Genomic DNA, 26,553 nt, shown 5'->3' with positions numbered 1-26,553 from the left:
TTGGAGGGCCGTCGCGCCGGCCGGCGCGCTGAGGGGAACAGCAACCGGCCGGCGCGACGGGGCTCAGATGGTGACGGACGTGCCGTCGAACCGGGTCAGGGTCAACGAGTGGTCCTCGTTGAACCAGGACTTCTGGCGCCGCAGGATCTCGATGGCCAGCGCCTCACCGAGCCGGCTGGACGCCGAGTAGTCACTGCGGTAGTGGACGCCGGCGATGTTGCGGCCGACGGCGATGTTCGCGGCGAGCTTGTTCAACTCGCCGCCGACGGTGAGCTGCCCGGCGTCCGCGCCCTCGTACGGCACCAGCGCGGTGCCGGTCGCGTCCGCCTGGACCGGGTCGGCCAGCGGGGCCGTCTCGTCGAACCACGCCTTCAGCACAGTCGCGGTGGCGGCCGCCACTGTGGCGTGACCGGCCGTGTACGAGGGGTGGGTCGGTGCCCCCTCCGGGTACGCCTGCGGGAGCAGGTGGCTCTGGTTGCGGTCGAAGACGCGCTGCACCGCCTCGGACTCCAGCAGTTCCCGGTCGAGGAAGTCGTACCGGTGCAGACCGGTCAGGTGGGCGTGGACCCGCCCGCCGACCGCCTCCGGCCGCAGCCTGCGGTGCACGTACCACTTCTGCCACCAGGCGGTCCGTAGCGCGCGGGCGGCGACCGAGGTGATCAGGTCGAACAGGTGCGGCATGCCGAAGGTCGCGAAGCCGTCCTGGTTCGAGGACCAGTGGTACGGCAGGTTCGCGTCCAGCGGCGCCCGCTCCCGCAGCAGGATCAGCCCGGCGTTCAGGAAGGGCTGGAACGGGCTGGCATCCGCGTCGAAGTGGACGTAGTGGCTCAGGTCGCGGGGCGTACGCAGGTACCGGGTCTCGGTCCGGTTCCGGTCGCCGGGGGCCAGTCCCCGGGACAACCCCCGCTGCACCGCGAGCCAGGTGGGGAACGTGGTGACGTAGTCCCGCCCCGGCTGCACGGTGTCCTGCCGCTGGGAGTAGTGATGGGTGCCGAACTGCACGTCGCGCAGGAGGAACTGCGAGATGTACGGCCCGATCCGGTCCTGCGGGGTGTCACCGCGGAAGAGCGTGCGGGTGGTCACCACCCCGCCTTCCTTCGGGCCGCGGAAGTCCGACATCCGGGACAGGTCGGCGGCGGCCGACGCGACCAGCGGATCGGTGTCGAACTGGTCGAACGGCACGTCCCGGGTCAGCGCCATCCAGTAGAGCTCGGCCATGTCGCCGGAGTTCTCCGGGCTGTCGAGCCGGGGCGCCGGCGGCGCGGTGAAGGAGGTGGCGTCGATGCCGTCGGCGTTCGCCGCCAGCCCGCCCTGGGGATTGGTCAGCTTGCGGGCACCGGCCGGGTCCAGCGGGATCGACTCGAAGTCCGCCGGGTCGGCGCTGTTGACCGCCCGCAGCAGCCGCCGGTACGCCTCCGGGTCCACCTCGCCCGTGTCGTCGTGCGGCAGCCCCTTGCTGTAGCAGGCGACGTATCCCGGGTAGATGTTCTCCTCTCCGTTGTTGACGTGCTCGGTCGGATCCGGGCCGGCGATGCGGCCGCCGGTCACCGGCGGCTGCCGTCGCGAACTTCCTGACGAGGTACTCACTGCACACACCTTTCTGCTGCGGCTTCGGACGAACAGCCGCCGGCGGACACGTCAGTCCGCGACCGGGGTGCCGGTCGCCGGGGCGCCATCGAGCGGGATCCGCACGCCGTTGGCGTTGACCCGGAAGCGCGGGGCGGCGGCCGACATGTGCCAGTGCAGCCACTTCCAGCCCTCGGCCGTGCGGATGGCCACGGCCGAGGCGCGCAGCGGCTGGTGCTCGAAGGTGCCGTCGGTTCGGGCGATGACGACGTCGCCGTCCTCGCGGGTCAGACCGATGGTGGAACTGGCCAGCACCTGGCTCACCGAGACCGACTTGTTCTGCGTCTCGCCGTCGGCCGGGAACAGCGTGTCGAGGTACTCACGCATGGCGGCCTTCTCGGTGATGGTCACCGCGTGTCCCTCGGCGGAGGTGAGTTCGTAGGTGGTGAATTCCTCGGCCAGGCTGTCGACGATGGCATCCGCGTTCTTCTCCGCGAAGGCGGTCTGGAGGTCGTTGAGAAGCTGCCGGACCTCGATCTCGGCCTGCGGGTCGGGCCGGAAGACACCGGCTCCGCCACCCGCGGCGTCGGCGAAGACACCGCCGAGGAAGTCGCCGAGCTGGCGGCCGAAGTTCTGTACCTCTGTCATTTCTGCGCCATTCCTCTCTGGATGTTCTCGGGACGGATACCGCCCGCCCGTGAACAGTGGGAAACAATCGGTCCGGTGCGACCGTTCTCGTGCGGCGATCGGTACGTCTGTTGTAGATCGCGCGGGTGGTGGGGAACTTCTTCCGCCTTGCGGTGCGCCGGGACCGGCGCCCGGGCGGGCCGGCCGGTCAGTCCCCGGCGGACGGGCCGGGACGGTGCCGGTCCCGGACGGCCTGCACCTCGGCCCGCAACTGCACGATCTGCCCGCGCAGGTCGGCGATGACCAGCTGGGCGCTCTCCCGGACGCCGGCCACCTCGTCCCGCGTCTCCTGGCGGACCCGGGCGAGCTCGGACCGGTGTTCCTGGAGCAGGCGCTGACGGTCGTCACGGGCCTCGTCGAGGGTGCGCTGCCAGCGCTCCAGCAGCTCGTTTCGCTCCATGATGATCGCGGCCTGGGCCTGTTCGTGGGCCGTGGACAGGGCCTGCTCGACGACGAGGGCCTCGTCCCGTGCCGCCTCGGCGAGACGTGCCTCCTCGCGGCTGCGTTCGACCCGGGCGATGTGCCGGGTGCCCAGGTAGGTCAGGATCGCGGTGCAGACGGCGGCGATCGGTGTCCCCACGGACTGCCAGTCCACCGGTCACCTCCCTCGCGCCACGCTCGACAGGCCCGTGGCCTCCGCGCGGGCGACGATCCGCAGGCAGTTCATCGCCAGCCAGGCGAGGGCCAGCTCGGTGAGCCAGACGGAGGACCGCCAGTCGGCGAGCATCGACTCGACCGCGGCGAACACCCACCAGGCGGCCGCCGCGGCCACGATCCGCCGCTGATGCCGGCGTAGTCGGCCGAACAGATTCATGACCTGCGCGGCGAGCAGGAGGGTGGCGAGGCCCGGGGCGAGCACACGGAACACCTCCCGCAGTCGCTGTGGCATCGCCCCGAGTTCTGCGATCACCAGCCCGGGTTCGGCCCAGAGCACGGCGGCCTGCACGGCGACGGCGACGGCCAGCACCAGGCCACCGGGCAGCCGGCGGAGGTGGTCACCACCCCGGGCGGTCCGTGGTTCGCGCTCCGGTGCGAAGCGGCGGCGGTCTCGGACGTGTGAGGTGGGCATCGGTGCCTACCACGATCCGTGGTCATCGGAACTCGACCGCCCGGACGGGCACGGCAGGGTTGCATACATGGTGGATCCCTCTCTCTGGCTGCGTTGTCACGCGTACGGCCGGATCTCCCACCTCCCGACGGACTCCGCCTCCCGGACCCCGACCACCTCTCGCGCGCTCAGGTCGACCGACGCCTGGCCGAGTCGTACCGGCCGGTCGGTCGCCGACCAGAAGAAGAACGTGTAGAGGCGGTGGCCACGGCGCGGGTGGCCCGCGCCGATCGCCGCCCGGGAGATCCTCGGCACCGCGACCCATCGGCTCGCCTCGGCGAGCGGGCCGAGCCGGCCGGCCGCACGGAGCAGGTCGAGCGCCTCGGCCCGCTCGGACCGGGTCAGTGGCGGACGGGCCCGGGCCCGTCCGGTGACCGCCGTGAGGCGGCCGGACGGCAGGTCGAGGAAGAACTCCAGCAGCAGGTCCGAGTCGTAGTCGTAGAGCCGGATCCGGGCCGTGCCGGCGTGCCGCCGGGACGTCCGGAACCACGAACGGGCCGGCGCCGGCACCACCTCCACGTCGAGCAGGTGGTGCCGTACGCCGGCCAGTCTGGTCCGGGCCGCCGGGTGGGCGTACAGCAGACGCACCAGGCGGGTCTTGAGCCGGTCGGCGGCGGCGAGCAGGTCCTGTTGGTCCCGCTCACTCGTCCGTACGCCCGCGAGCAGATGCCGGGCGCAACGGCCGAGACGTGCCGAACCGGTCATGGGCTTCCTCCGGTCATCGGGGGGTGGGTTCCTCCTTTCTATGCGTCGGCGTGCCGGGGCGACTTCTCGCGGATTGCCCTACCTGATCAAGGGCGGGACGCGGCCGCGAGCACCGCCACGACCAGGTCGGTGTCGTTGCCGGCGGGCACCGGGCGCAGGTCGAGCAACAGGTGTCCGTCCCGCAGCTCGCCCACCACGGCCGGGTCTCCCACGCGCAACCGGCCGGCGAGCCGCTGGTCGACCGCCACCGCGAAGCTGTGCAGCCGGGTGCTGGCGCCGCTGAGCACCGTGACGTGGGACTCGACCAGCTCGGCGGGGACTCCCCCGGCCCGCAGGGCGCCGACGAGCGACTCGCCCCGGGCCCGCAGGTCGTCGGGGGCGGCCCGGACGGCGGCGAGCGTCGGTGTGCCGCCGTGGGCGACCGTCGCACGGAGCGCGGCCAGGGCCAGTTTGTCCGCCTGCATCGCCCGGGCGAGCGGATGTCGCCGCACCTGTTCGATCACCGCCCGGTCGCCGAGCAGCAGCCCGGTCTGCGGACCACCCAGCAACTTGTCGCCGCCGGCGGTGACCAGCGTGGCGCCCTGCCGCAGGGCGGTCTCCGCGTCCGGCTCACCGGGCAGCGCGGGCTCGGGACGCAGGAGGCCGGAGCTGATGTCCGCGATTACCGGGACGTGCAGGCCGGCCAGGGCCGCCACGTCCGGCCGGTCCGCCGGGGCGTCCGTGGCGGAGCGGCCCGGCACCAGGGTGAGCACGCACCCGGTGCCGGACCACACCGCCTGCCGGTAGTCCTCCAGCACCGCACCGTCCGCCGTACCGACCGGGCAGAGCCGGGCACCGGTCGAGGTGAGTAGTTCGGGCAGGCGGAAGCCGTCCCGGATCTCGTACAGCTCCCGCCGGCTGATCACCAGTTCCCGGCCGGGCGCGAGCACCGTCGCGGCGAGCACCAGCGCAGCCGGGTTGCTGTTGACCACGTAGGCCGCCGCGGCCGTCGGCACCGCGGCGAGCAGGGCGGCGACCGTCTCCCGGCCGCGCCGCCCCCGCTGCCCGTTGTGCAGGTCGTACTCCAGGTCGGTGCAGCCGGAGGCCACCGCCACCGCGCGCCGGGCCGAACCGGAGAGGACGGCCCGGCCGAGGCCGGGGTGCACCAGGACGCTCGTCGCGTTGATGACGTGGCGGGGCGTGTCCCTCGCGGCCGGCGGCCCGCACGGCAGCGGGTCCTGGTTCCGTTCGCCGGGTGGGCGGGCGGCGGCGGTCCGCGGCGGGTCGAGGAGGGCCGGTGTCGCGACGGGCCGGCTCGTCCGGGCCCTCATCGCGTTGTCACCCGGCCGTCGTCGTGCATCACCAGTTCGTGCCGGCCCGGCGCCAGCCGCACCTCCGCCGTCCGCACCCCGCCGGCCGTACGCCAGGACAGCGTGAACGGGGCTTCCCGGTCGACGGCGAAGAAGAGTTCCGTGCTGGAGGCGCCGGCGTGACCGTTGCTGGGGTAGAGCTGAGCGCGAAGGGCCGGCCGGCCCTCGCCGGGCCGGACGACCACCGAGGCGCCGAGCGCGGGAGTGGGCTGCCGTCCGTCCGCGCCGGCGCGCAGCAGGACCAGCGTGGCCCGGCCGACCGACCGGGACCGGTTCATCAGCAGCCGGCTGTCCTGCCACTGGTTCGCCACCAGCGCGTCCGGGCGGCCGTCCGCGTCCACGTCTCCGACGGCGATGCCGCGGCTGACGTCGAGGTGACCGAGACCGCTCCGGGCGGCCACGTCGACGTACCGTCCGTCGGGCCCCCGCGTCCAGAGCACGTTCGCCTGGTGGCCCGACACGTCGTCGCCCGGGCGGAAGTGTGGCCAGGCCCACGGGTGCTGGAGCACCTGGTCGTTGGCCATCGCGAGTTCCTGGAGTTCGGGCCAGCGCCACCGGTCCCCGGCCATGAATCCGGTCGCCTGGAACAACTCGTCGGTGCCGTCGCCGTCGAAGTCGACGGCCTTGACGTCCCAGCCCCAGCCGCTGCGGGACAGGCCCAGGGGTTCACTGCGGTCCCGGTACGGCAGCCGGCCGTCGAGCAGGTCGGAGCCCTTACCGGTCGGGGTGAAGGCGAAGTTGCTCTCCTGCAGCCCCCAGGGTGTCGTGATGTTGCTGACCACGATGGTCGGCAGGTCGGCGCCGTCCGGGTAGGTGTAGGCCACGCCCATGCCCTTGAACGAGTCCCGGCCCAGCACCTTCGACTTCGGCGTCGACGCGGTCCGCTCGCCCCGGACCGGGCGCAGGTCGAGCCGCCCCGGCCGGGAGTGGTTCACCAGGAGGTGGTCCGGGCCGAAGTCGTTGGCGAGGTATACCTCGGGCCGCAGGTCCCCGGTCAGGTCCTGCATCCCGATGGCGAGCGTCCAGGAACGGGCGACCCGGTCGGGCACTCCGGTGGACGCGTCGAGCCAGGCCGGCGCCGTGTCGGGGGCACCGGGGCGGGAGAGGAAGGCCCGGTTCGTGCCGCCGTTGCCGGCGTCCGCCATGCCCGCCTGCATCCGCATCCGCCCGTCCCCGGCGGCCTCCGGATCGAGCACCCGGGCACCGTCCGGGAAGTAGTTGCCGACCAGGATGTCGGCCGCGCCGTCACCGTCCAGGTCGCCCACCGCGAGCGCGGTGGTGTTCCACACCTGCGGCGGCTGGACCAGTTCCACCGGGCGCCATCCCTCGGCGACCCGCAGGAACTGCACCGGGGAACGGCCCCAGTAGTAGACGACGAGATCGCTGTCGCCGTCCGCGTCGAGGTCCGCCGGGACGCAGCCCATCGGCGCGACGCGGTCGATCGGGCCCGGCGGCGCGACGAGCGACGCCGGCGGATAACGCTCCCCGGTGCCTGGTGCCGGGAAGACCCGCACCGAGTCGTCCCGCGGATCGACGAGGCACACGTCGTCCTGGCGCCGGTTGCCGTCGGCGTCGAGGAGCGCGACCGCGGCGCCCACCGCGGAGATCCAGGACCGGATGCCCGACAGCTCGGGCGCGACGTCACGAACGTTCCTGGCCCCGGCAGGGGCGGTGTTCAGCGGGCGTACGTCGAAAGCGAAGCGGGCGGCCAGCACGGCGGCCTCGCGAGGGCTCGGCGACGGCCGGACGGTGAGCACGCCGAGGACAGCGACCAGCACGATCACCAGTGCTCCGGGCAGCATGCGACGCGGTGACAAGGACATGGGGTTTCTCCCTGCTCGTGGCGGCGGGCGCCGCCGGCGGGTGCGGATCGGGACCGGTGGAGCCGAGGCTCAGCCGGCCGCCGCGGTTGCCCGGCGGCGGATCTCCCGCTGCCACCACCGGTAGGAGTCGATCTCGGGGCCGAGGGCGAGGGCGGAATCTCGGGAGTCCCGTGCCCAGTTGGCGGCCGTGTCGGCCGGTACGCCGGTGAGCGCGGCCACGGCCGCCGCCGTGTGCGCAGGCACATGACCGGCGGTGCGCCGGGCCTCGGCCGCGAAGGCGGCGCCCTGGGCCAGCGCGGCGCGCTCCTTGCCGTCCAGCGTCTGGAGGTGTTCGAACTGGCGGTCCGAGCAGCCGCCCGCGTAGCAGACGGCAAGGCCGACACCGGCCCACAACTCGGGCCGCAGGCCCGGTGGGAACCCTTCTATCTGCCGGCCGATCGCCGGGACGTCACCACACTCGACGAACCACAGGCTGCGGCCCAGCCCTTGCCGGAGCACCGTCTGGACGGGATCGTCGCGGTCCGGCCGGCGGGCCAGCCGGCGGATCGCGCCCGGCCCGCCGAAGAAGCCGCGGGCGAACCCGGCGCCGTCCAGGGCGAGCCAGCGCAGCAGCGGGTCGAGCGGCAGCCGGCGGTGGACGGTCCGCCAGGGCAGCACGGCGGCCGCCCAGCCGGCCCCGACGTGGACGAGGTGGACGAAGCCCGCGCCGGGGCCGTCGAGCAGGTGCCCCAGCCGGGTCTGCCGGCCGTCCCGGCTCCCCGGTGCCGGGGCCCGGCGCGGCGTGGCGAGGTCGGCCAGGGCCGCGGCCAGCGCGGCCCCCTCGTACGCGAACCCGCGGTTGACGGGTTCGATCAGTGCCAGTTCCTCGTGGATGTCGCGGCGTCCGGCACGCCGCAGCCGGTAGCCCTCGACGAAGGCGAGCGCGCGGGTCTGCAGGAGCAGCCGGCTGGTCACCTCCCCGCGCCGGTGTCGCCGCCCGGCGAGTTCGACGAGCGCCGGCGACAGGGGCGGCACGAGCAGACGCCCCTGTCCCCTGCCGCTTGTCACCGGTAGGACCGATCGTCGTCCGGCCCTCCGCCGGCGGGGGCGAGCCGCCGGCCGTGCGCGTCCCGGGGGTCGCTCAGGGGCGTCACCAGCCGGCGGGTGATCACACCGAAGGCGGCGGCGACAGCGGCGTTCACGGCAGCGATCTGGGCGCAGGACCACCCGATCACCCCGAACGCGGCCAGGAGGTTGAACAGGGCGAAGAGTGCCACCTGGAGGATGACGGGCTCACGCTTGAAGATCATGTCTGCTCCGTTCGTTGTCGAGGGCGGGTCAGGCCGCCTGGCGGGCGGTGGCCCGACGGGGCCGACGGGCGAGCCCGTGCCAGTACGTGAGCTGCCCGCTCCGATAGGCGTCGAGATAGAAGTCGGTGGCCATGCGCCACTCCGCGAGTTCCTCCGCCGTCACCACTGCGGCGAGTTCGCCGGCCCGCTCGGTGGTCGCGTCGGCGATGGTCTGGAAGCAGGCGACGGCGGTGTCGGTCGCGTCGACCAGGTGCACGTCCACCAGGCCCGCCGCGGTGAACAGGTCGTCCGACCGCGAACCGCCGGGCAGCGGGCGCAGCCCGTCGAGGTCCCAGGCGCGGCGTTGCGTCGCCGCGGTCATCTCCGGCCCCGCCAGGGTGTCCGCGAAGACCAGCCACCCGGCCGAGCACAACGCCCGGCGGGCGTTGCGCAGCGCCGCCACCGGGTCCGACAGCAGGGACAGCGAGTCGACGACCAGCGCCAGGTCGTAGAGCCGGTCCGGTTGCCACCTGGTCACGTCGCCCTCCACGAACGACACCCGGGCCATCCCCGGGCCCGCCTCGGCGCGTGCCCGGCGGGCGCAGGCGAGCTGGGCGGCGTTCAGCTCCACGCCGGTGACGGCGCACCCGGTCCGCTGGTTGAGGTACCGTGCGACCGCGCCGGTGCCGGAGCAGAGTTCGAGCACATGGGTCAGCGGGCCGACCCGGAAGGTCGCCGCGACGTCGTCGAGCAGGCGTGCCCCGGCGATGTTGGTGAACTCCCACCCGCCGTGGACCGGCTCGTAGACGGTCGTCCGCCAGAGCGGGCCGGTCACGGTGTCGTAGATGCGGTTCTTGTCGTCCTCGTCCGGGGCGGCGTTCTCCCGCGACGCCCCCGGCGGTGCTCCGGTCATCTCCTGCTCCTCCTGTCACACGCGTCGGCTGATCGCGCGGTCATCGCCCACCCGACCGGATGGGACGGCGTCACATCCGTCATCTGCGGCGGGTGTCGACGGGGCTGCGCACCGGACCGAGCGGCGGCTGCTCGATCACCCCCGCCGGCGCGGTCGCGGCGACCAGCGGGCGGCCGAGCGGCGCGAGCGGCGAGTCGGCGGCCCAGACGTTCTCCGCGAGCCAGTACTCGACTGTGGTGCGGGTACGGGTGAAGAGCACCTGCTCGCCGTCGGCGGACGGCACGGGGTAGCGGACGCCCGGCCCCGCCTCGGTCACCACCCGGCCGGTGCCGTCGGGTAGCTGCTCGTACAGTTCCTCGACCTTCGAGGCGACCATCGTCGACAGGATCCGGCCGTCCGCCGTGGACCGCGGGTTGTTCCGCTCCACGTAGTCCGGACCTGCCAGCGTCAGCAGTTCGCCGCTGTCCAGGTCGATGCGGTAGAAGCCCCAGGTCCAGTTCCCTCCCCGGGTGGACATGAAGACGACGCCGCGCCCGTCGGGGGTGAAGGCCGGCGCCTCGTCCCACCAGCTGTCCTCGGTGAGGTTGGTGATCCGGCCGCTGTCGAGGTCGAGGACGAGCAGGTTCGCCTCGAACGGCTCCGTCTCGCTGCGGAACACCAGGCGCCGCCCGTCCGGCGCGAAGGAGACGGGCGCGTGCAGTCCCCGCAGGTCGTCACGGTCGGCCGTCCAGACGCGCGGCTGCCCGCCCGCCACGTCGACCGTCGCGATCTCCCATCGCGAGGTGGGATCGGGCCGGAGCGCGCAGGCGATCGTCCTGCCGTCCGGGGACCAGGAGGGGAAGGCGGCCTCGCCGGCCGGCACCGGCTGGGACACCCCGGTCGCCAGGTCCAGGATGCGCAGCGCCGAGCGGCCGTCCGCCTCGGTGCCGTACACGATCCGGCGGCCGTCCGGCGCGAAGGACGCGTACCGGGGCTTCTCCTCGGCCGGCACGAGTTCCCGTACCGCCTTCGTCCGCCGGTCCCACACCGCGATGCCCGCGCCCTCGTCGACCAGCCGGTGGAAGAAGAGGTGGTTCCCGTCCCGGGTCCAGGTGGGCCACCGGTCGTCCGCGCCGGTGACGACGAGCGGCCGGCCCACCCCGTCGGCGAGCCGCTGCACCCAGATGACGGACCGCCCCTCGTCGCTGCGGGAGAAGGCGACCGCCGGCCGGGTCGGGCAGATGGTCGGCTTGTAGTCCCACGAGGAGCCGTCGGTGACCGGGATCGCCTCCCCGGTCCGGCTGTCCAGCAACCACACCGCTCCCGCGCCGGTGTCGTACGAGTGGCAGACCAGCCAGCGTCCGTCCGGCGCCCAGGAGCAGGCGCCGGCGCGGCCGGGCTCGGTGGTCACCCGGCGAGGCGCGCCGCCGTCGGCGGACACCACCAGGAAGTGCCGCCTGCCCCAGGGCCCGCCGACGTAGGCGACGGTCCGGCCGTCCGGCGACCAGGAGGGGTACTCCTCCTCGTGTCCGGCCGAGGTCAGCTGGCGGGTCTGGCCGTCGCTGAGCCGGTACAGCCAGATCGCCTTGTGACCACCGCGGGAGGAGGTGAAGGCCAGCTGCTCGTTGTCCGGCGACCACTGCGCCTCGATGTCGTCACCGGTACCCCAGGTGCCCTGCTGCCATTTCCCCGTACGCAGATCGAAGAACCACAGATTGACCGATCCGTTTCGCTTGGAGGAGGCGACGAATCTGGTTCCGTCGGGCGATATCGCCCCGTCCCCGGAACCGTTCGGATCGGCGGCGAGAAGCCGGAGGCGGAATCCGTCCGTTCCCGCTCCGGCGATTCCTGCGCCCCGGGCCGCCCGCTTCACGACACCGGCCGGTCACGACGGACCGAACCATCGGATCGGCGACGGGCCGCTGAACTGAATCGCACGCCAAACCTCCCTGAATCACACGTCACTGGCTTGCGGCGGCATCCCGGCGCAGCGATCAATTCGTACCGGGGCGACGCGAGCCCGAACTTCTCGGATCTTGCTCGCATCGACGGACGACGCTTGAGCAAGATGCGAGTGGAACGCCGTCGTCCGGCGGCCTTGAATGGTGCGGAACCGCCGGGCGTCCGGCCGGCCGACCAGGGAGGGATCTCCACGCGTGAATGGACTTTCGGCCACGAACGGCGTGGTGCACCCGTTACTCACGCCCCCGGCCAGCACGCAGATCTTCGACGGTTCGGCGCTGCCCTGGACCCGGTTGGCGGGACTGCTGGAGGCCGCCCGGTGGACCGCCTCCAGCTGGAACCGGCAGCCCTGGCGCTTCGTCGTCGGGCGCAACGGCGACCGCACCTTCCAGGAGATGCACGGCGCGCTCACCCCGGCGAACCGCACGATCGCCGGCGACGCCGGGGCGCTGGTCCTGGCCCTGCGTCAGGTCCGCGGCGTCGACGGCGCTCCGCTGATCGGCACCGAGTACGAGCTGGGCCTCGCGGTCGCCCGGCTCAGCGTGCAGGCACGGGCCACCGGCTGGCACACCGTGCAGCTCGGCGGCTTCCGCCGTCGTGCCCTGGTGGCGGCGTTCGAGGTGCCTGCGGAGTTCGAGCCGTTCGTCGTACTCGCCGTGGGGCGGGCCACCGCCGACCCCTCCCGGACTCCCGTGCCCCGCTCCCGGCTGCCGCTGGCGGACATCGTCTTCACCGGCAGCTGGGGCGCGCCGTCGGACGGAGAGGGGCTCTCGTGACCGGCACGCCCGACCCGGCCGCACCGGCCACCGCCACCCCGGCCGCCTGCGCGCCGGCCTGGCCCGGCGACTGGGCCACCGACGGCCTGTGGCGGCTGATCTGGTTCGGGCCGGCCCATCAGGGCTGGGAGTTCGGCTCGTACGCCGGTCCGGCACTGCTCGACCGGGCGGTCGAGGAGCTGCCGCTGCACGCCTCGGACCGGGTCCTGCACCTCGGCTCCGACGGCGGGGAGACGTCCCGGTACCTCGCCCTGGGGGCGGGCTGTGCGGTGACCGCTGTGGAGCCGGACCCGGTCCGGCGCGGTCACGCCCGGCGCCGCGCCCGGGCGTTGCCGCCCGACGTCGCCGCGCGCGTACGGATCGCCGGATCCACGTCGGAGGGCACCTCCGGCCCGCCCTTCGACCGGGTGCTGGTGCTGCAACCGGCCCGAACCGGGGACGACCTGGCGGCAGTGCTTCGTCAGGCCGCCCTCGCGGCGCGCCCCGGGGGACGGATCCTGCTCGGCGAGCTGGTCCACCATCGTCCCGGCCGGCCCCGCGGCGCCGCCCCGAACGGGTTGGAGGTCCGGCTGCGGCAGGCCGGCTTCGCCGGACCGCGGTCGGTCGACATCACGGACGAAGCGGTGGACGCGCTGCGCACGGCGCAACTGACCCTGATCCGGCGCCGCCACGAGGTGCTGCGTCACCTCCCGCCCGCCGCCGCCGACCAGTTCCTCGCACTGATCCTCACCGCGCAGGCCGACCTGCGCGAGGGCCGGTCCCGGTTCTGGGCGGTGAGCGCGACCCGGACGTCCCCGGTACCCGGCCGGGTGTGACCCGTCGCCGTGCGGGCGGGCGCCGCGTCAGCCGACCGGCTCGTCCTGCCACACGCTGCGCTGCCAGTCCTGGCCGGACGCGAGCATCCGTTGCAGGTCGATGAGGAAGTTCTCCCAGCCGATCTGGTGTCGATCGGCCGGGCGGCCGCCCAGGTCGTGCTGCACCCGCACGGTGGTGCCGCGCCCGCAGGGACGCAGCGTCCACCTCACGACGCTGTCCCGGTGCCCACGTTCCCGCCAGGTGTACGCCAGCGACCGGGAGGGCTCCAGGTCGACGATGGACCGGGGACCGAGGTCGTCCCCCCAGCCGAAGTCGTACCGGCCGCCGACCCTGGGCGAGACCACCGCGGTGGCGGCGATCCACCGCTCCAGCTCCGCCGGCACCGTCAGCGCCGCGTACACCCGCCGGGCGGGGACGGCCAGTGTCGCCTCTGCCCGGGCCGTGCCGCGCCGGGGCCGCGCGAAGTCGTGCCGGACGACCGGGCGGCCCTCCAGGTGGTTGGCGAGGTTGCCGGCGGCCAGGCACCAGAAGTCCAGGGCGGAGGGGTCGTCGGGGCCGCCGCCCGGAGGCGACCACTGGACGAACCGGACGCCGGTGCGCCCGGTCGGCACCGACACCAGCTCGATCTCCACCGGCGAACCGGCGCCGGCCTCCCAGCAGAGCGCCAGCCGCCGGCCCGGTTGCGCATCGATCGTCCGCAGGGCGCCGCTGGCCCATCTCGGGGTGAAGCTTCCATCGGTACGGAAGCAGCCCGCGTCGGGCTGCGTCTCCACCCGCTCGGCGAACCAGCCGGCCAGCGCCTCGTGATCGGTCAGCGCGGCGTAGACGGCCGACCGGCGGGCGTTGACGGTCGTGGACACCATCAGACGTGCCGGTGCCATGGCAGCTCCCTCCACCGAGCGGTCCGACACGAGGTGGGAAGATCCTCCGGCAACTTCGCATCCCGCCGAGCGCCGCACTAGGACTAATAGTCATAGTGGAAGCCGCAGCCGCCCACCGCAAGGAGGACATCGTGGCAGATCCCCATCGGCCCGGGGCGCCCGGCCTGCCGGCCACCGCGTACGCGGTTCTCGGTCTGCTCTCCTTCGGGCGCGAACTGACCGGTTACGACCTGCGCAAGTGGTCCATGAACATGCGCTTCTTCTACTGGAGCCCGGCGCAGAGCCAGGTCTACAGCGAGCTGCGCCGGCTGCTGGCCCAGGGCTACATCAGCGAGCGGCAGGAGACGCAGCGCGGCTCGCAGACCAAGCGCCACTACCGGATCACCGACACCGGGGTGGCGGCCCTGCGGGCATGGCTGAGCCGGGACGAGGTGGATCCGCCGGTGATCAAGCACAGCGTGATGCTGCGCCTGTTCTTCGGTCACCAGGCGGACCCGGAGGAACTGCACCGCGCGCTGCACGGCTACCTGTCCTGGCTCCGGGAGCAGCGTGCCGACCTGGGCGAGGTCGGGCGTGGGCTGCTGCCCGACTTCCGGTACCCGCATCTGGTGGCCGTGTGGGGCCAGGCCTACTACGCCGCGGAGACCGCGGCGGTCGAAGCGGTGCTGGCCGAACTCGAACGTCTCCGGCCGCCGGCGACGCCGGCCGGGCCCCCTGCACCGCCGGGACCGCAGGACCACTGAGACCCTGGGCGCGCGACCGGGGCCCGTCCGTCCGGACGGGCCCCGGCGGGTCCGGCGTCAGTCCCGGGCGGATGCGCCACCCGGTGCCGGCCGGGAGGCCGCCGCGCCGGCGGACGAGCCGGCGGTGCCCGACGTCGGCGGCGCAGTGGCCGGGCCCCCGGCGGGCGCGGAGGACCCGCCCGCCTCGGGGCCCAGCAGCTGCGCGGCGAGCGCCGCACCGTCGTAGTAGACGCGCCACCGGAAGATCCGCCCGTCCCGGAACTCGAAGGTCTCGGCCACCTCGGCCTTCACCAGCCGGTTGGTCGGCGGGACAGTGCCGCCCGGCACCTCCAGCGGGCCGGTCTGCAGACCTCCGCCGGCGTGCTCACTGGCCACCTTCTCGCCGTCGGCGATCAGGTTGGTGATGAACAGCCGCGCCTCGGGCAGCGCGGTCTTGGAGATCGAGAACCAGCGGCGCAGTCCGTCCGGCCCGCGGTAGATCTGCCCGGCCGGCACGTCGTGCAGTTCGAAATCGTCGGTGACGCTCTCCACGATGGAGTCGAGGTCACCCTGGTTGTACCACTCGAAAATCTGGTGGATGAGTCGGCTGTTGCGCTCCGGTGCGCCGGGGTCCCCGAATCCCAGCAGCCCACTGAGCAACGTCCGGAGTTGTTCGCCGAACACGCGCAGGTCATTCACGTGGCTCTCCTATTCTGCTGTGCCGCTCCTCCATTCGTACGGCCGCCGCGGTCATCGAACTTCTCGCAGCTTGCCGCGCTTTCCGGGCCGGACGCGGACGGCCGGCGGACGGCCGCGCAGCAAGGGGGAAGAAGCCGCACGGGCGGTGCGCACCTACCAATGGATGGAGATCGGTGTGCCACGTCTCCGAACGGAGATCGGTAAACGATTCTTCAAGTCGGCTGAGGAGCGGCCCCGCCGATCTTCCTGGGGAAGCGCCCGCCCACGGCCGCACAACTGTGAGGAAGGACAGAATGCCTGCACTGCTGCATTCCCACGAAGTCAGCCAACTTCTCGAACTGGTCCAGGACCAGCCTGGTTCCACCTCCGTCTTCCTCGACCTGCTCGGCCAGATCAAGGACCGGGTGGCCGCCGCCATCGACGCCGACCCCCTGGTCGCCGAGCGTCTGGGCGGCAACCGGCACCGGCTGATCGACATCGAGTTCCGCGAGGAGGAGCAGAAGGTCGCCGACGCCCAGGTGTCGGTCCGCCTCGCCGAGGCGGTCATCTACGACTACGACCGCAGCGTCCTCATCATCGCCGTGCTGGACCTGCGGGCCGGCGTGGTGGAGGCGATCGTCGAACGGCCGGGCATCCAGCCCGCGCTGACCGCGGAGGAGCGGGAGGAGGCGTACGAGCTGGTCGTCACCGACGACCGGTACGAGGCGCTGCGTGCCCGCGGCCCGGTCGACATGGTGGCCCTGCCGGCCCGGGCGGCCCAGATCGAGGAGAACCCCCGCTTCGGCCACCGGCTCTTCCAGCTCTACTTCTGGTCCCGCGGTGACGCGCCGGCCCGGGTCGGGCAGGCGGCGGTCGACCTGAGCACCCGCGAGGTCGTCCCGACCGACGAGGCGCGGGGCACCGCGTCGGGGCCGCAGACCCAGGCTCCCCACAACTGACGAGGAGACAACCAATGCCTGGCGGTTACATCACCCACGCCAACTGGACCTTCGGATACTCGATCAACACGATGCAGGGCACCGGGCTGCGGCTCGCCCACGCCCACTTCGACGGCCGACCCGTCCTGTTCCGGGGCGAGCTGGCCTTCACCCTGGTCGACCACGGCCCGACCCACGGCGTGGCCAAGAACGGCCTCGGCGCCCGGGGCGGCGGGTCGCCCCTGGTGCCGCTGCTGCCCACGGCGCCCAACGCGGCCGGGAGCGACCTGCCCCCGACGGCGATCGCCACCAACGACAGCCAGTACGACGCGGCCGCCAATCCGACCGGCGCGGTCCACGTCGAGCGGTACGGCCCCAGCGGCATCGAGCCGGCGAAGGTCGCCTTCTGGGCGAAGTTCCAGGCCGGTGACTACCAGTACGTGCACCGCTGGGAGCTCTTCGAGGACGGCGTCATCGCCGCCTCGGTGGGTGTCGGCGGGCGGCCGGCCGCCGGCCCGGTGGCGGGTCTGCCGCACACCCATCACCACTACTACCGGCTCGACCCGGACGTGGCGACGATCGGCGGGAACACCGTCCAGCTCGGCACCCGGGGCGGGGCCGCCGCGACCCAGTGGCAGAACGTGGCGCGTGGCGCCCACACCCTGGAGCCCGGCTCCCGGCTGCGAGTGGCGAGCGAGGCGCCCAAGCCCAACGGCCTGCTCCGTTCCTACGAGCTGCTGCCGGGGTCGAACATCGGCCCGGACGGCCGCACCAGCAGCGCCGACCTCTGGGTCGCGCCCTACCGGGGCAACCTGGACGACGGCTACGAGGTCGGCACCGACGACAGCGTTCTGACCTCGAGGTACGCGGCTGAGACGGGCGCCTCGGTGGGCGAGGAGAACGACCTCAGCCTGTGGTACGCGCTGCGGCAGCACGTCGAGCCGCGGACGGCGGGCGAGGAACACCGGATCGTGCCCTACCGCTTCACGGGCTTCCGGCTGGACCCGCGCGACTTCCTCGACGACACTCCGAACCGGCTGTACCGGACCTCACCGCCCTCGCCGTGAGGCGGGCGGCCTGATCCGAGGTCGAAAACAGGGGTGGGGCCCTCGGCGGCCCCACCCCGTCGTCGCGTCCCCGGACGGTCAGCCCGTCGGCGGCTTGAGCCGGTCGGGGGCCGGCTCCCACAGCTCGATCCGGTTGCCTTCGGGGTCGATCGCCCAGCCGAACCGGCCTTCCGGATAGTCCTCGGGCTCGGGGCTGACCTCCACGCCGGCGGCCCGCAGCTGCGCGAGCATCGCCGCCATGTCCCGGACGCGGAAGTTGAGCCGTACCGCCTGCCCGGTCTCCTCCTCGACGTCGGCGCCGTACGGCGCGAAGACGGTGGGGCCCTGCTCCTGCCACCAGTCCCGGTCCTCGTCCGGAGTGGGCGGTGGCGTGAGGCCGAGGTGGTCGACGTACCACTTCGTCATCGCCGTCGGGTCCTTGACCCGGAAGAAGAGACCACCGATGCCCGTCACACGTTCCACAGGGAACCTCCGTCTGATCCGCCCCGCACCCGGCGGGGCCGGGCGCTCACGTCTCGTGCACTATGACTGTCAGTCATAGTGCACGAGACGCACGATCCACGCCAGCCGGACACGGGTGGGCGGGCCGTCAATCTCCGGAGCCGCGCCCAGCCGGCACCAGACCGGCGAACCGGAGCAGTTCCACCATGCCGAAGACACCGTTCTGACCGGCCAGAGTGGGTCGCCAGGCGGGGTAGGCGGAGCAGTACGACATCGGGTCTCCCTTCAGGATCCCCAGCAACACCTCCGCCACCAGCCGCCCGCCGACCGGGCCGAGCCGGTGCCCGCCGGTGAGCACCTCCGCCTCCTTCAGGATGTAGTACCAGAGGTAGGCGGGACCGTCGAAGTCCAGCAGCTCGTCGGAGAGCGGCACCTCCCCCATGGCGCGTGCGACGTCCTGGCCCGACGGCAGCTGCTGCGCCTCGCTGCGCAGCATGTTCCGCACGGCCAGCGAGCCGAGCGACTTCGCGAGCGCGCCCTCCTTCGCTCCCGGCACCGCGCTCACCGGCAGGTTGAGCAGCGCCGACGTGAGCGAGGCGCCGAACGCCTTGGCCCGCTGGGGTACCCGGTTCGGGTCGGTCCGGAAGAACAGCGACCAGTCGATCGAGTGCTCGGGCAGGATCCGCCCGCCCCGCAGGTCCGCCCGCGGGCTCGGGGGCGCGTTCCGATCGGCCGGGAACAGCGGCGCGCTGAACTTCTCGTTGATCTGGTAGCGGGGCAGGATCGTCGAGTGCATCACCCGGAACGCGGCGACCGCGAACTCCACCGGGATGTACGGCACCGGACGGGGGTCGTAGAAGCGCAGGCCGTTCTCGAAGATGTCGTCGACGATGTGCTGCCCGACGAAGAGCGGCAGGTACTCGTGCACCACGATCCACTGGAAGTGCCAGCGGACCAGCTGCTGTGCCTTGTAGGTGAGTTCGTTGTAGTAGTTGTCGAGGGAGAGCAGATCGTCGAGCCGGCCGGCCGGCGCGTCACCCGGGGCCGCCGGTCGTGACCGGACCCGGTCGCCGACCGCGTCGGTGAGGCTGCCGTCGGCCAGCCCGTCCACCACGCGGTTGTGGAACTTGATGAACGCGAGGTGGATGTGGGCGATCAGCATGTTCTCGTCGTTGCGCGGATCCCCGATCAGCGGCACCCCCTCGGCGGTTCGCGCGAAGTCGGTACCGCCCGGCCCGAGTACCAGTTTGGTGCCGTGCGACGCCTGGTCGTAGAGGTAGGGGTCGACTGTCGGCCCGGCGCCGTAGAGCGCGTCGAGGTCGAGCCGCGGCGGCCGGAACGCCTGGATGGCCTCCGGGTCGACCTGCTGGTTCAGGACGGTGGTGGGGTCGAAGGTGATGTTGTGGTCGATGAACTGGGCGAGGTAGACGAAGCCGGTGTCGACCGGGCCGAGCTTGTCCGGGGTGATCTCCCCCGCGTCCAGCCGGCCTCCCGGAAGCCCGTACTCCTCGGCCAGCGGCAGGCCGGTCGGGCGACGGGGCGGCAGGTTGGGAAACATCCGGCCGAACCGGCCGTGCTGTGCGGTGTTCCCCGGGGGAACGTGGAGGCCGCGGTGCTGTGTGACGCCGTGACGCATGGCAGTCCCTTCATGAGGCTGACGCGAAGGGGCGCGACACCTGGTCGCGCCCCTTCGCCATTGATAGCCACCGTCGGGTGCCGGGGTCTTCTCCCGGCTTGCGGATCCGCCACGCAGCCGCGGACGCGCCCGGCCGCTCAGCCGGCGAGGAAGCCGCCGTCCACGGCGAGCACCGCGCCGGTCACGTAGCTCGCCTCGGCCGAGGCGAGGAAGACGGCCGCGCCGACCAGGTCCTCCGGCTCCGCCACCCGGCCGATCGGGATCCGCTGGGCCAGCATGGCCTGGACCTCGGGGGCCTGCAGGAGCGGCTCCATCATCGGCGTCCGGGTCGCTCCGGGGATCAGCTCGTTGACTCGTACGCCCTGCGGGGCGAACTCGGCGGCCCAGCTCACCGTCAGCATGTGCAGCGCCGCCTTCGCGGCGGCGTACACCGCACCGCCCGGAGAGCCCCGGTGGGCGCCCGCGGTGGTCACGTTGACGACCGACCCGCCGCGCTCCACGAGGGACGGCAGAGCGGCCCGGGTGACGAACAGCGGCGCCTTGAAGTTGATCGCCAGGACCTCGTCGACGTTCTCCTCGGTCACCTGGCCGGCGGTGCCCATGCTCATCACGCCGGCATTGTTCACGACGACGTCGACCCCGCCGTGGCTGTCCAGCACCGCCCGCACCAGCCGGCCGGCCTCACCGGGCCGGGACAGGTCCGCGAGGACCGCCTCGGCCCGCCCTCCGGCGGCCGAGATCCGCTCGACCACGGCGTCGGCGCGTTCCTTGTCCCGGCCGTGCACGACCACAGTGGCGCCCTCGGCCGCGTATCCCGCGGCGATGGCCCGGCCGATGCCGGAGGTGGAGCCGGTGACCAGCGCTACTCTTCCCTTGAGACGGTTCATGACGGCACTCCGATCGACGTGTGGTCCGGGCTGTCGGTCCGGTCCGGCGACGCGGCGGGTCGCGGCGGCCGGATGACGAGGGTGAGCAGCGCGGCGGCGACGAGGATCACGGCCGCGACCTGGAAGGCGAGCACCGTGCCGCCGATGGCGGCGGCGTCCTCGCCGGCGCCGTCGGAGACCATCTGCCGCGACCTCAGCCCCGCGAGACTGACCAGCAGCGCCAGGCCGACGGCACCGCCGATCTGCTGGGCGACGGTCAGCATCCCCGAGCCGAGGCCGGCGTCCTCGGCGGTGGTGGCGGACATCGCGGCGGTGGCGAGGACCGGCACGGCGAGCCCGGCGCCCAGCGCGACGAGCACCATGCCGGGCAGGATGTCCGGCAGGTAGCGTTCGGTCCCGTCGATCCAGGACAGGTAGAGCAGTCCGGCCGCGGTGAGCAGCGGTCCCACGAGCAGCACCCGCCGGGGGCCGAGGCGCCCGACCAGGCGCTGCGAGAGCGAGATGCCGATCAGCAGGCACACGGCCATTGGTACGTACGCCAGGCCGGTCTGCAGCGGCGACCAGCCCAGGCGCTCCTGGACGTGCAGGGTGAGCAGGAAGAACATCGCGAACAGGCCGGTGGTGAAGAGCATCATGGTGCCGTTCGCCGCGCTGCGCGTGCGGTTGGCGAAGAACCGCAACGGCACGAGCGGGTACGCGACCCTGCGTTCCTGGAGCACGAACGCCGCGAGCAGCACCACGGCCACCGCCAGCGGAACGAGCGCGCGAGGGCTGCCCCAGCCGGCGCCGGGCGCCTCCAGCAGCGCGAACACCAGGGCGGCTAGGCCGACCGTGGCGGTGACCGCGCCCGGGATGTCGACCCGTTGGCGAGCGGCCGTCGCGGCGGGCGGAACCAGTGCCGGCACCAGCGCGAGCACGACGACCGCCACCGGCAGGTTGATCAGGAAGACCAGCCGCCAGGAGACCAGGTCGGTGAGCAGACCGGACAGCACGTAGCCGACGATGCCGCCGAGGGCGGCGATGCCGCCCCAGAGGCCGATGGCCTTGGCCCGCTCCGCGCCCTCCGCGAAGATCAGGGTGATCAGGGCGAGCGCGGTCGGCGAGGCCAGCGCGCCGCCGACGCCCTGGAGGAACCGTGCCGCCACCAACTGCCAGGGCTCCTGCGCGACGCCGCAGGCGAGCGACGCCACGGCGAAGACGGCCACACCGGCGAGGAACACCCGACGGTGCCCGACCAGGTCCCCGGCACGTCCACCGAGCAGGATCAGGCCGCCGAAGGCCAGCAGGTAGCCGTTGACCACCCAGGCCAGGCCCGTGGCCGAGTAACCGAGGTCCTCGCGGATGGACGGCAGCGCGACGTTCACCACCGTGTCGTCCACGACCAGCATGAACTGCACGAAGCAGAGCAGTGTCAGCGCCCACCAGCGCCGGCGTACGGGTGAACGGGGTTCATCGGCCGCAACGGCCATGTCTCCTCCTGGGTTAGTGCACGACGTCTCACGTGCGGCGTGACTCGACGACCATGGGCAGGCTGTTGGGCAGGCCGCCCTTGGCGACCGACGGCTTCACGACGTGACCGGGCACGGGCCGCAGGCGCAGCCGGCGGACGAGCGTGGCGAACACGACGAGCATCTCGGTCATGGCGAACTGCTCGCCGATGCAGATGTAGCGGCCGGAACCGAACGGCAGGAACGCGTTGCGGGGCACCTCTGCCGCACGTTCCGGCAGCCACCGGTCCGGGTCGAACCGGAGCGGATCGCGGTAGATCCGGGGGTCGCGGTGGATCGCCTGCGGGCTGAACATGATGGTCGCGCCGGCCGGCAGGGCGTGCCCGCCGAGTTCGACGGCCCGGGTCGTCTGGCGGGTCAGCACCCACATCGCGTACAGCCGCAGCACCTCGCTGAGGAAGCGCCGGGTGTACTCGAGCCTCGGCAGGTCGGCCGCGGTGACCGGCCGGTCGCTGAGCACGTCGGTCAGCTCCTCGTGCAGCCGGCGCTCGACGTCCTCCCGCTGCCCCAGCTCGTACGCCGCCCACACCAGGGCACCGTTCGTGGTCTCGGTCGCGGCGGTGGCGATGGTCATCACCTCGGCGTGGACCTGCAGGTCCGGCATCGGCTCGCCGGTGTCCTCGTCACGGGCCGCGAGCAGCATCGACAGCACGTCCCCGTGGTCGACACCGTCGCGCCGGTACGCCTGGATCATCCGGTCGATGATCTGGTGCAGCCGGTGCAGCGCCCGGTCGAAGCGGCGGTTGCCCGGGGTGGGAAGGGCCGCGAGGGCCGGCATCATGGTGCGGACGGCCACGCCGCTCACCGCGATCGGGATCGACGTGCGGAACTCCTCGACCGCCTCGCGCCCGATGTCGGAGGCGAACAGCGCCTTCGCCGCGACGGTGAGGGCGATCTCGCGCATCTCCTGTTCCATCACGATCCGGTCGCCGTCGCGCCAGCCGGCGATCCGCTCGCCGGCGATGGCGCGCATGACGTCGACGTAACCCGCGACGCGTTCCTTGTGGAACGCGGGCTGCATGAGGCGGCGCTGGCGGTGGTTGAAGTCGCCGGTCGAGCACGAGATGCCGTTGCCGAGCACGAGCTTCGCCTTCTCGACCAGAGGGCCCTTGCCGGCGAAGGCCGGGGCGTCGGTGACCAGCACGCGGCGCAGCAGGTCGGCGTCGTTGACCACGTAGACCGGTTTGCGGCCGAGGTAGATCCGGACCACCGGCGCGGTGTCCCGGGCGCGCTCCATCAGCCGGAGTCCCTGGCTCATCAGCAGCGGTGCGTGCCCGGCTATGGGCAACCGGCCGGGCAGCACCGGCACCTCTGGCTTCGTCGTGTCTGCGGCGACCATCGGATCCTCCCCGGCGGTTCGCGCCCCACCCGGCTGGCAGCGCCGGCCGGGATGCACCGCGGGCGAGCGGCGATCAGCCGACGGGACGGCGGCGCACGGAATCCGTCGCCGCCCGACGCCCTCTATGACTAACAGTCATAGTGGAGTATGACTATCAGTCAGTGCAACCCCGGCGCGCCGTTCACCTGCCGGGCGAGGGGTCGTCCCGCCGGCGCCGGTGGAGCAGCCGCAGTCCGACGACCAGCAGCACCAGCAGGTCGGCCCCGAGCAGCACGAGCACCCACGGCTCGGCCGACGCGCCGTGCGAGTGCCCGCCCCCCGCCGGCTCGACCTGGACACGCGGATCGGGCCGGTCGCCGACGACTGCCGGCGGCGCGTCCCCACGTACGTCGAACCGGATCGTGCCGGCCAGCTCACGGCCGGCGCCGAACTCCGCGTGATAGGCCACCAGGTACGTCCCCTCGCCGGCCGGCGGCACGGCGATGCTGACCTGGCGTCCACGAACGACCGGGCGGCCGACCTGCGGCGCGATCCCGGGCGCGGCGACCGAGAGGTGCGTCCCGGAGCCGGCCGGCGGGCGGTCGAAGGTGAGCGTGACCGAGGACGGCGGCCGGCCGACGACCGCCCGGTCCGCGGGCGCCGCGGAGACCATCCGGACCGGTGCCGCGGCGGACAGGACGCTCAACAGCGGTACGCCGAGCGCGAGCGCCGCCACCGCCGCACCGGCCGCCCAGCCCGTGCGGGCCGGCCGGGCGGCGGGGACGGGCACGTCAGGCCCCCGCGGGAGCGGGACGACGACAGCTGCACCGCATCAGTGCCCGCTCGTGCCACGTCGGACGCAGGTGCAAGCCGATCGCGATCACCATCGGCGCGAAGACCACGGCGTTGTAGAACAGGTGCAGCTCGACGCGCGGGAACACGACCTGGGCGAGGCTGGTCGGCACCGGGCGACCCAGCAGGTACTGACCGGTGAGCGACTGGACGAGCAGCAGCAGGTGCTCCAGGTGGTGCCACACCTGCACGCCGAGGGCGATGCCCCACCACAGCCGGGCGCGGCCGACGAAGCCGTCCCGCAGCAGCCAGAATCCGGCGAGCATCACCAGGGCGTATCCGTAGTGCAGCCACTCCGACTCGATCAGCCACGGGAAGGGCATGCCCAGCAGACCACGGGCGTCGGGCCGGCTCCAGCCCAGGATCCAGATCTGCGCGGCCTGCACGAGGTGCTCGGCCCAGTGGGCCAGCACGACGAACGTGAACACGTTGATCGCGGCGCGGTGCCAACTGGTGTTCCACGCCGTGACGAGCGACGTGGGGTTCACCGGCTGGAGCCGCCGAGGACGGTCGGACATCGGGCCTCCGGGGATCGGCGCTGACGGCGTGGCCGTAGCGGTCGGACGGCTTCGACGGTAGGAGCGGACCGGTTCCGGAACCTCTTCCCGCTTGCTGTCCGTCCCGGCCGGACGGTCCCGGCCCGTGCGGGCTGCCGGCCGGCCGCCGGAGGCGGGTCGCGCGGCCTGCGCCGGACCGGGCATAGTGGCCCGCGGCGCCATCGACCGGCGTCGTCTGCTCGGGGGAAGAGGTGATGGGGAGTGACGACGCGCTCACGTGTCCGGCTGGCCCGGGTGGCCGCACTGGTAGCGCTGGCCGGAGGGACGCTCGCGGTGGCGGCGGCACCGGCGACGGCCGCGCCGGAGACGGTGAGCATCCTGAGCGTGTCGGCGGAGAACGTGAAACCCCGCGAGACGGTACGTGTGCAGTTCCGCGTCACCAACGACGGACGCCGCGCCGAGACGGCGATCGTGGTGGTGGGCGGCGGCCTGCGGTGCGCCACCGGCTGCCGGGCGGAGCCGAATCTCCGGCCCGGTCAGAGCCGGACCTTCGACGCGACACTCGTGGCCCCTGACGCTCGCCCGGGCGAGACCACCGGCCTCAACATCTCGGTCGGCGTGCGGCTCGCCGGGCAGAACAGCTACGCGTACAAGATGGTCTACGTCCACGGGCCGGGCGCCTCGCCCTCCGGCGAGGCCGAGCCGGCGGCGGGGGTGAGGGGGGTCTCCGGCCGGGTCAGCGACGCCGACGAAAAGGCCATCGGCGGGGCGGATCTGACCATCCGGGACAGTGCCGGCCACGAGTACCGGACGACCAGCGACCGCAGCGGCCGGTTCTCGATCACGTCCAGGGCCGGCAGGACGATCGCCGAGGGATCCATCACGGTCCGCGCGACCATGGACGGCTACCGCACCGCCCGCGCGACCGTACGGGGCCGGGCCGGTGACGTCGCGACCGTACGGTTGACCCTCTCCGCGGTGCCGGCGCCGACCACGACGTCGCCGTCGCCCACCGCGGAGGCGAGCCCTCTCGCCGAGGCGGCTGACGACGACACCCCCGCGGCCGCGCCGCCCACACTCACGGCCACCGGCGACGAGGGCGGCAGTACGTCGATGTTCCTGCTGGGCGGCCTGCTGGTCGCCGCGGGCCTGGGCGCGCTCGCACTGGTGATGGTGCGGCGCAGGAGCGCACCGGGCGCGGAGGCGGAGGCGGCCGCTCTCCCGGCGGCCCGGCTGCCGGCCGGCGGAGACCTGGCCGACGCGCCGACCGCGATCCTGCACATCGGGCCGGCCGGCGGAAGCCCGGCTGTCCCGGGTCCGCCGGGGCGCGCGAAGGCTCGCCCTACGCCGTCCGCTGCGGGCCGACGACGCTCCAGCAGAGGCCGGCAGGGTCGCGCAACATGACCTGGTGCGACGGGGCAGCCGGCGGCTCGAGGTGGGCGCCCGCGGCCACCGCCCGCCGCAGCACCGACTCGGGGTCCGTCCGCTCGATGGTCAACACCTCGTCACGGTCTGCGGCCACCGACGGGTCGCCCGCCTCCCACCACTCGCTCACGGTCAGGTGATGGCCGCCGACGGCCAGTTCCGCGTGCACGACATGCCCGTCGAGCAGGCACTCCCGTTGGATGGCCACGGCGTCGAAGACGTCCGTGTAGAAGGCGATCGCCTCGCTTGTGTCGCTGACCGTCAGGTGCGGTCCCGTACGCTGATCCTGTGCCCGCATGAGACTGCTGTCCCTTCGCTACTCGGCGATCCGGGTCCGACCGGTCCAGCGGAAGACCACCGGCTCGACCGCCGCGGCGGCGTTGCCCCGCTCGAAGTGCTCGTACCCGCCGTAGTACAGGATCTTGATCTTCTTCTCGGCCGTGGAAACCCGACGGCTGCGCAGGTCGGCCGGCAGGCCGGCCGGGCCGCCCTCCAGGACGACATCGATGACGCCGGCGGCGTCCCGGGCGACCGGATCAGCTTGCGAAACGTCCTTCATGGCACGACCTCCGTCGCATTCCGCACACCTTACGAGCCGCCACAGGGGGCGACGGCGGCTCGGTCCACACAGGTCCAACGACACCCGATGCCGGGTGAACCGAACGTAGTGCAGATCACATTTCGCCGGCACCCTTAGCGCACCCCTAGATGCGCCCTGGGCAGCGACGATACCCAGAGCAGCCCTGTCGGG

Annotated in this window: 28 protein-coding genes; 6 read left to right on the top strand and 22 right to left on the bottom strand. The window is 73.1% G+C overall.

Annotated elements, in window-relative coordinates:
* Positions 1-63: 63 nt before the first annotated feature.
* The 11 genes from IF06_RS0102860 to IF06_RS0102810 form a co-directional block, all read right to left on the bottom strand.
* Positions 64-1,587, bottom strand: a complete 1,524-nt coding sequence (locus IF06_RS0102860; protein ID WP_013285680.1) for a phosphatase PAP2 family protein — start codon at positions 1,585-1,587, stop codon at positions 64-66.
* Between the two features lie 51 nt (positions 1,588-1,638).
* On the bottom strand, positions 1,639-2,214 hold the full coding sequence (locus tag IF06_RS0102855; RefSeq protein WP_013285679.1) for a nuclear transport factor 2 family protein: 576 nt from the start codon (positions 2,212-2,214) through the stop codon (positions 1,639-1,641).
* Between the two features lie 187 nt (positions 2,215-2,401).
* Positions 2,402-2,848 (bottom strand): hypothetical protein, encoded by a 447-nt coding sequence (locus tag IF06_RS0102850; protein WP_013285678.1) that lies wholly within the window; start codon positions 2,846-2,848, stop codon positions 2,402-2,404.
* A 3-nt stretch (positions 2,849-2,851) separates the two neighbouring features.
* Positions 2,852-3,322 (bottom strand): hypothetical protein, encoded by a 471-nt coding sequence (locus IF06_RS0102845; RefSeq protein WP_141722500.1) that lies wholly within the window; start codon positions 3,320-3,322, stop codon positions 2,852-2,854.
* Positions 3,323-3,418: 96 nt separating this feature from the next.
* Positions 3,419-4,066, bottom strand: a complete 648-nt coding sequence (locus IF06_RS0102840; protein ID WP_030268739.1) for a hypothetical protein — start codon at positions 4,064-4,066, stop codon at positions 3,419-3,421.
* A gap of 86 nt (positions 4,067-4,152) precedes the next feature.
* The gene (locus tag IF06_RS0102835) at positions 4,153-5,376 is read right to left on the bottom strand and encodes an aminotransferase class V-fold PLP-dependent enzyme (protein ID WP_030268737.1); all 1,224 of its coding nucleotides are present in this window, start codon (positions 5,374-5,376) and stop codon (positions 4,153-4,155) included.
* Positions 5,373-7,238, bottom strand: a complete 1,866-nt coding sequence (locus tag IF06_RS0102830) for an FG-GAP repeat domain-containing protein (protein ID WP_013477248.1) — start codon at positions 7,236-7,238, stop codon at positions 5,373-5,375. Before IF06_RS0102830 ends, IF06_RS0102835 begins: the two co-directional genes overlap by 4 nt.
* Before the next feature lie 69 nt (positions 7,239-7,307).
* Positions 7,308-8,252 (bottom strand): DUF1702 family protein, encoded by a 945-nt coding sequence (locus IF06_RS0102825; RefSeq protein ID WP_013285673.1) that lies wholly within the window; start codon positions 8,250-8,252, stop codon positions 7,308-7,310.
* Positions 8,253-8,281: 29 nt separating this feature from the next.
* Positions 8,282-8,527: a hypothetical protein gene (locus IF06_RS0102820; protein WP_013285672.1), complete on the bottom strand. Its 246-nt coding sequence runs from the start codon at positions 8,525-8,527 to the stop codon at positions 8,282-8,284.
* A 28-nt stretch (positions 8,528-8,555) separates the two neighbouring features.
* Positions 8,556-9,419 (bottom strand): class I SAM-dependent methyltransferase, encoded by an 864-nt coding sequence (locus tag IF06_RS0102815; protein WP_030268732.1) that lies wholly within the window; start codon positions 9,417-9,419, stop codon positions 8,556-8,558.
* A gap of 79 nt (positions 9,420-9,498) precedes the next feature.
* On the bottom strand, positions 9,499-11,271 hold the full coding sequence (locus IF06_RS0102810) for a DPP IV N-terminal domain-containing protein (protein WP_013285670.1): 1,773 nt from the start codon (positions 11,269-11,271) through the stop codon (positions 9,499-9,501).
* Positions 11,272-11,554: 283 nt separating this feature from the next.
* Here IF06_RS0102810 and IF06_RS0102805 point away from each other — a divergent pair, with 283 nt between their 5' ends.
* On the top strand, positions 11,555-12,136 hold the full coding sequence (locus IF06_RS0102805) for a nitroreductase family protein (RefSeq protein ID WP_013285669.1): 582 nt from the start codon (positions 11,555-11,557) through the stop codon (positions 12,134-12,136).
* Positions 12,133-12,951 carry a class I SAM-dependent methyltransferase gene (locus IF06_RS0102800; protein WP_013285668.1) on the top strand — a complete coding sequence of 273 codons (819 nt, stop codon included), beginning with the start codon at positions 12,133-12,135 and terminating at the stop codon, positions 12,949-12,951. The genes IF06_RS0102805 and IF06_RS0102800 overlap by 4 nt, the downstream gene beginning before the upstream one ends.
* Before the next feature lie 27 nt (positions 12,952-12,978).
* On the opposite strand, the gene IF06_RS0102795 is transcribed toward IF06_RS0102800, so the two are convergent.
* Positions 12,979-13,833, bottom strand: coding sequence for an SRPBCC family protein (locus IF06_RS0102795; protein ID WP_013285667.1), 855 nt, complete (start codon positions 13,831-13,833; stop codon positions 12,979-12,981).
* A 131-nt stretch (positions 13,834-13,964) separates the two neighbouring features.
* On the opposite strand from IF06_RS0102795, the gene IF06_RS0102790 reads away from it, so the two are divergent.
* Complete coding sequence (locus IF06_RS0102790; protein ID WP_013285666.1) at positions 13,965-14,576, top strand: PadR family transcriptional regulator; 612 nt, start codon at positions 13,965-13,967, stop codon at positions 14,574-14,576.
* 57 nt (positions 14,577-14,633) lie between these two features.
* On the opposite strand, the gene IF06_RS0102785 is transcribed toward IF06_RS0102790, so the two are convergent.
* A complete protein-coding gene (locus IF06_RS0102785) occupies positions 14,634-15,254 on the bottom strand; it encodes a nuclear transport factor 2 family protein (RefSeq protein ID WP_030268730.1) in 621 nt (206 codons plus the stop codon).
* A 293-nt stretch (positions 15,255-15,547) separates the two neighbouring features.
* Here IF06_RS0102785 and IF06_RS0102780 point away from each other — a divergent pair, with 293 nt between their 5' ends.
* Complete coding sequence (locus IF06_RS0102780; RefSeq protein WP_013285664.1) at positions 15,548-16,192, top strand: hypothetical protein; 645 nt, start codon at positions 15,548-15,550, stop codon at positions 16,190-16,192.
* Between the two features lie 14 nt (positions 16,193-16,206).
* Positions 16,207-17,238, top strand: coding sequence for a hypothetical protein (locus IF06_RS0102775; protein ID WP_030268728.1), 1,032 nt, complete (start codon positions 16,207-16,209; stop codon positions 17,236-17,238).
* Between the two features lie 78 nt (positions 17,239-17,316).
* Here IF06_RS0102775 and IF06_RS0102770 read toward each other — a convergent pair whose 3' ends face one another.
* The 7 genes from IF06_RS0102770 to IF06_RS0102740 all read right to left on the bottom strand — a co-directional run bounded on the left by IF06_RS0102770 (position 17,317) and on the right by IF06_RS0102740 (position 24,398).
* Positions 17,317-17,700, bottom strand: a complete 384-nt coding sequence (locus IF06_RS0102770; protein ID WP_013285662.1) for a VOC family protein — start codon at positions 17,698-17,700, stop codon at positions 17,317-17,319.
* Between the two features lie 127 nt (positions 17,701-17,827).
* A complete protein-coding gene (locus IF06_RS0102765) occupies positions 17,828-19,237 on the bottom strand; it encodes a peroxidase family protein (protein WP_225319672.1) in 1,410 nt (469 codons plus the stop codon).
* A 215-nt stretch (positions 19,238-19,452) separates the two neighbouring features.
* Positions 19,453-20,202 carry an SDR family NAD(P)-dependent oxidoreductase gene (locus IF06_RS0102760; RefSeq protein WP_030268726.1) on the bottom strand — a complete coding sequence of 250 codons (750 nt, stop codon included), beginning with the start codon at positions 20,200-20,202 and terminating at the stop codon, positions 19,453-19,455.
* Positions 20,199-21,671, bottom strand: coding sequence for an MFS transporter (locus tag IF06_RS0102755; protein WP_030268724.1), 1,473 nt, complete (start codon positions 21,669-21,671; stop codon positions 20,199-20,201). Before IF06_RS0102755 ends, IF06_RS0102760 begins: the two co-directional genes overlap by 4 nt.
* Positions 21,672-21,699: 28 nt before the next feature.
* The gene (locus IF06_RS0102750) at positions 21,700-23,049 is read right to left on the bottom strand and encodes a cytochrome P450 (protein WP_030268722.1); all 1,350 of its coding nucleotides are present in this window, start codon (positions 23,047-23,049) and stop codon (positions 21,700-21,702) included.
* A 181-nt stretch (positions 23,050-23,230) separates the two neighbouring features.
* A complete protein-coding gene (locus tag IF06_RS0102745) occupies positions 23,231-23,818 on the bottom strand; it encodes a copper resistance CopC family protein (RefSeq protein ID WP_013285657.1) in 588 nt (195 codons plus the stop codon).
* Between the two features lies 1 nt (position 23,819).
* Complete coding sequence (locus IF06_RS0102740; protein WP_013285656.1) at positions 23,820-24,398, bottom strand: hypothetical protein; 579 nt, start codon at positions 24,396-24,398, stop codon at positions 23,820-23,822.
* A gap of 240 nt (positions 24,399-24,638) precedes the next feature.
* Here IF06_RS0102740 and IF06_RS0102735 point away from each other — a divergent pair, with 240 nt between their 5' ends.
* Positions 24,639-25,781, top strand: a complete 1,143-nt coding sequence (locus tag IF06_RS0102735) for a carboxypeptidase-like regulatory domain-containing protein (protein WP_030268720.1) — start codon at positions 24,639-24,641, stop codon at positions 25,779-25,781.
* Here the strand turns inward: IF06_RS0102735 and IF06_RS0102730 are convergent.
* Positions 25,720-26,100, bottom strand: a complete 381-nt coding sequence (locus IF06_RS0102730) for a VOC family protein (RefSeq protein WP_013285654.1) — start codon at positions 26,098-26,100, stop codon at positions 25,720-25,722. The genes IF06_RS0102735 and IF06_RS0102730 overlap by 62 nt on opposite strands.
* A gap of 18 nt (positions 26,101-26,118) precedes the next feature.
* Positions 26,119-26,361 (bottom strand): DUF5988 family protein, encoded by a 243-nt coding sequence (locus IF06_RS0102725; protein WP_013285653.1) that lies wholly within the window; start codon positions 26,359-26,361, stop codon positions 26,119-26,121.
* Between the last annotated feature and the right edge of the window lie 192 nt (positions 26,362-26,553).

This window comes from Micromonospora globosa (assembly GCF_000717585.1).
Classification (GTDB): domain Bacteria; phylum Actinomycetota; class Actinomycetes; order Mycobacteriales; family Micromonosporaceae; genus Micromonospora; species Micromonospora aurantiaca.
Note: the sequence above shows the minus strand (reverse complement) of the source record. Positions and strands in the feature narration are given on the sequence as shown.

What these genes read in the sequence shown, in the direction of transcription:
- IF06_RS0102730 (WP_013285654.1), bottom strand. Translation starts at nt 26,100, where the DNA reads ATGCGGGCACAGGATCAGCGTACGGGACCGCACCTGACGGTCAGCGAC.
- IF06_RS0102775 (WP_030268728.1), top strand. Translation starts at nt 16,207, where the DNA reads ATGCCTGGCGGTTACATCACCCACGCCAACTGGACCTTCGGATACTCG.
- IF06_RS0102725 (WP_013285653.1), bottom strand. Translation starts at nt 26,361, where the DNA reads ATGAAGGACGTTTCGCAAGCTGATCCGGTCGCCCGGGACGCCGCCGGC.
- IF06_RS0102840 (WP_030268739.1), bottom strand. Translation starts at nt 4,066, where the DNA reads ATGACCGGTTCGGCACGTCTCGGCCGTTGCGCCCGGCATCTGCTCGCG.
- IF06_RS0102830 (WP_013477248.1), bottom strand. Translation starts at nt 7,238, where the DNA reads ATGTCCTTGTCACCGCGTCGCATGCTGCCCGGAGCACTGGTGATCGTG.
- IF06_RS0102835 (WP_030268737.1), bottom strand. Translation starts at nt 5,376, where the DNA reads ATGAGGGCCCGGACGAGCCGGCCCGTCGCGACACCGGCCCTCCTCGAC.
- IF06_RS0102795 (WP_013285667.1), bottom strand. Translation starts at nt 13,833, where the DNA reads ATGGCACCGGCACGTCTGATGGTGTCCACGACCGTCAACGCCCGCCGG.
- IF06_RS0102815 (WP_030268732.1), bottom strand. Translation starts at nt 9,419, where the DNA reads ATGACCGGAGCACCGCCGGGGGCGTCGCGGGAGAACGCCGCCCCGGAC.
- IF06_RS0102750 (WP_030268722.1), bottom strand. Translation starts at nt 23,049, where the DNA reads ATGGTCGCCGCAGACACGACGAAGCCAGAGGTGCCGGTGCTGCCCGGC.
- IF06_RS0102765 (WP_225319672.1), bottom strand. Translation starts at nt 19,237, where the DNA reads ATGTTTCCCAACCTGCCGCCCCGTCGCCCGACCGGCCTGCCGCTGGCC.
- IF06_RS0102845 (WP_141722500.1), bottom strand. Translation starts at nt 3,322, where the DNA reads ATGCCCACCTCACACGTCCGAGACCGCCGCCGCTTCGCACCGGAGCGC.
- IF06_RS0102755 (WP_030268724.1), bottom strand. Translation starts at nt 21,671, where the DNA reads ATGGCCGTTGCGGCCGATGAACCCCGTTCACCCGTACGCCGGCGCTGG.
- IF06_RS0102740 (WP_013285656.1), bottom strand. Translation starts at nt 24,398, where the DNA reads ATGTCCGACCGTCCTCGGCGGCTCCAGCCGGTGAACCCCACGTCGCTC.
- IF06_RS0102820 (WP_013285672.1), bottom strand. Translation starts at nt 8,527, where the DNA reads ATGATCTTCAAGCGTGAGCCCGTCATCCTCCAGGTGGCACTCTTCGCC.
- IF06_RS0102760 (WP_030268726.1), bottom strand. Translation starts at nt 20,202, where the DNA reads ATGAACCGTCTCAAGGGAAGAGTAGCGCTGGTCACCGGCTCCACCTCC.
- IF06_RS0102780 (WP_013285664.1), top strand. Translation starts at nt 15,548, where the DNA reads ATGCCTGCACTGCTGCATTCCCACGAAGTCAGCCAACTTCTCGAACTG.
- IF06_RS0102855 (WP_013285679.1), bottom strand. Translation starts at nt 2,214, where the DNA reads ATGACAGAGGTACAGAACTTCGGCCGCCAGCTCGGCGACTTCCTCGGC.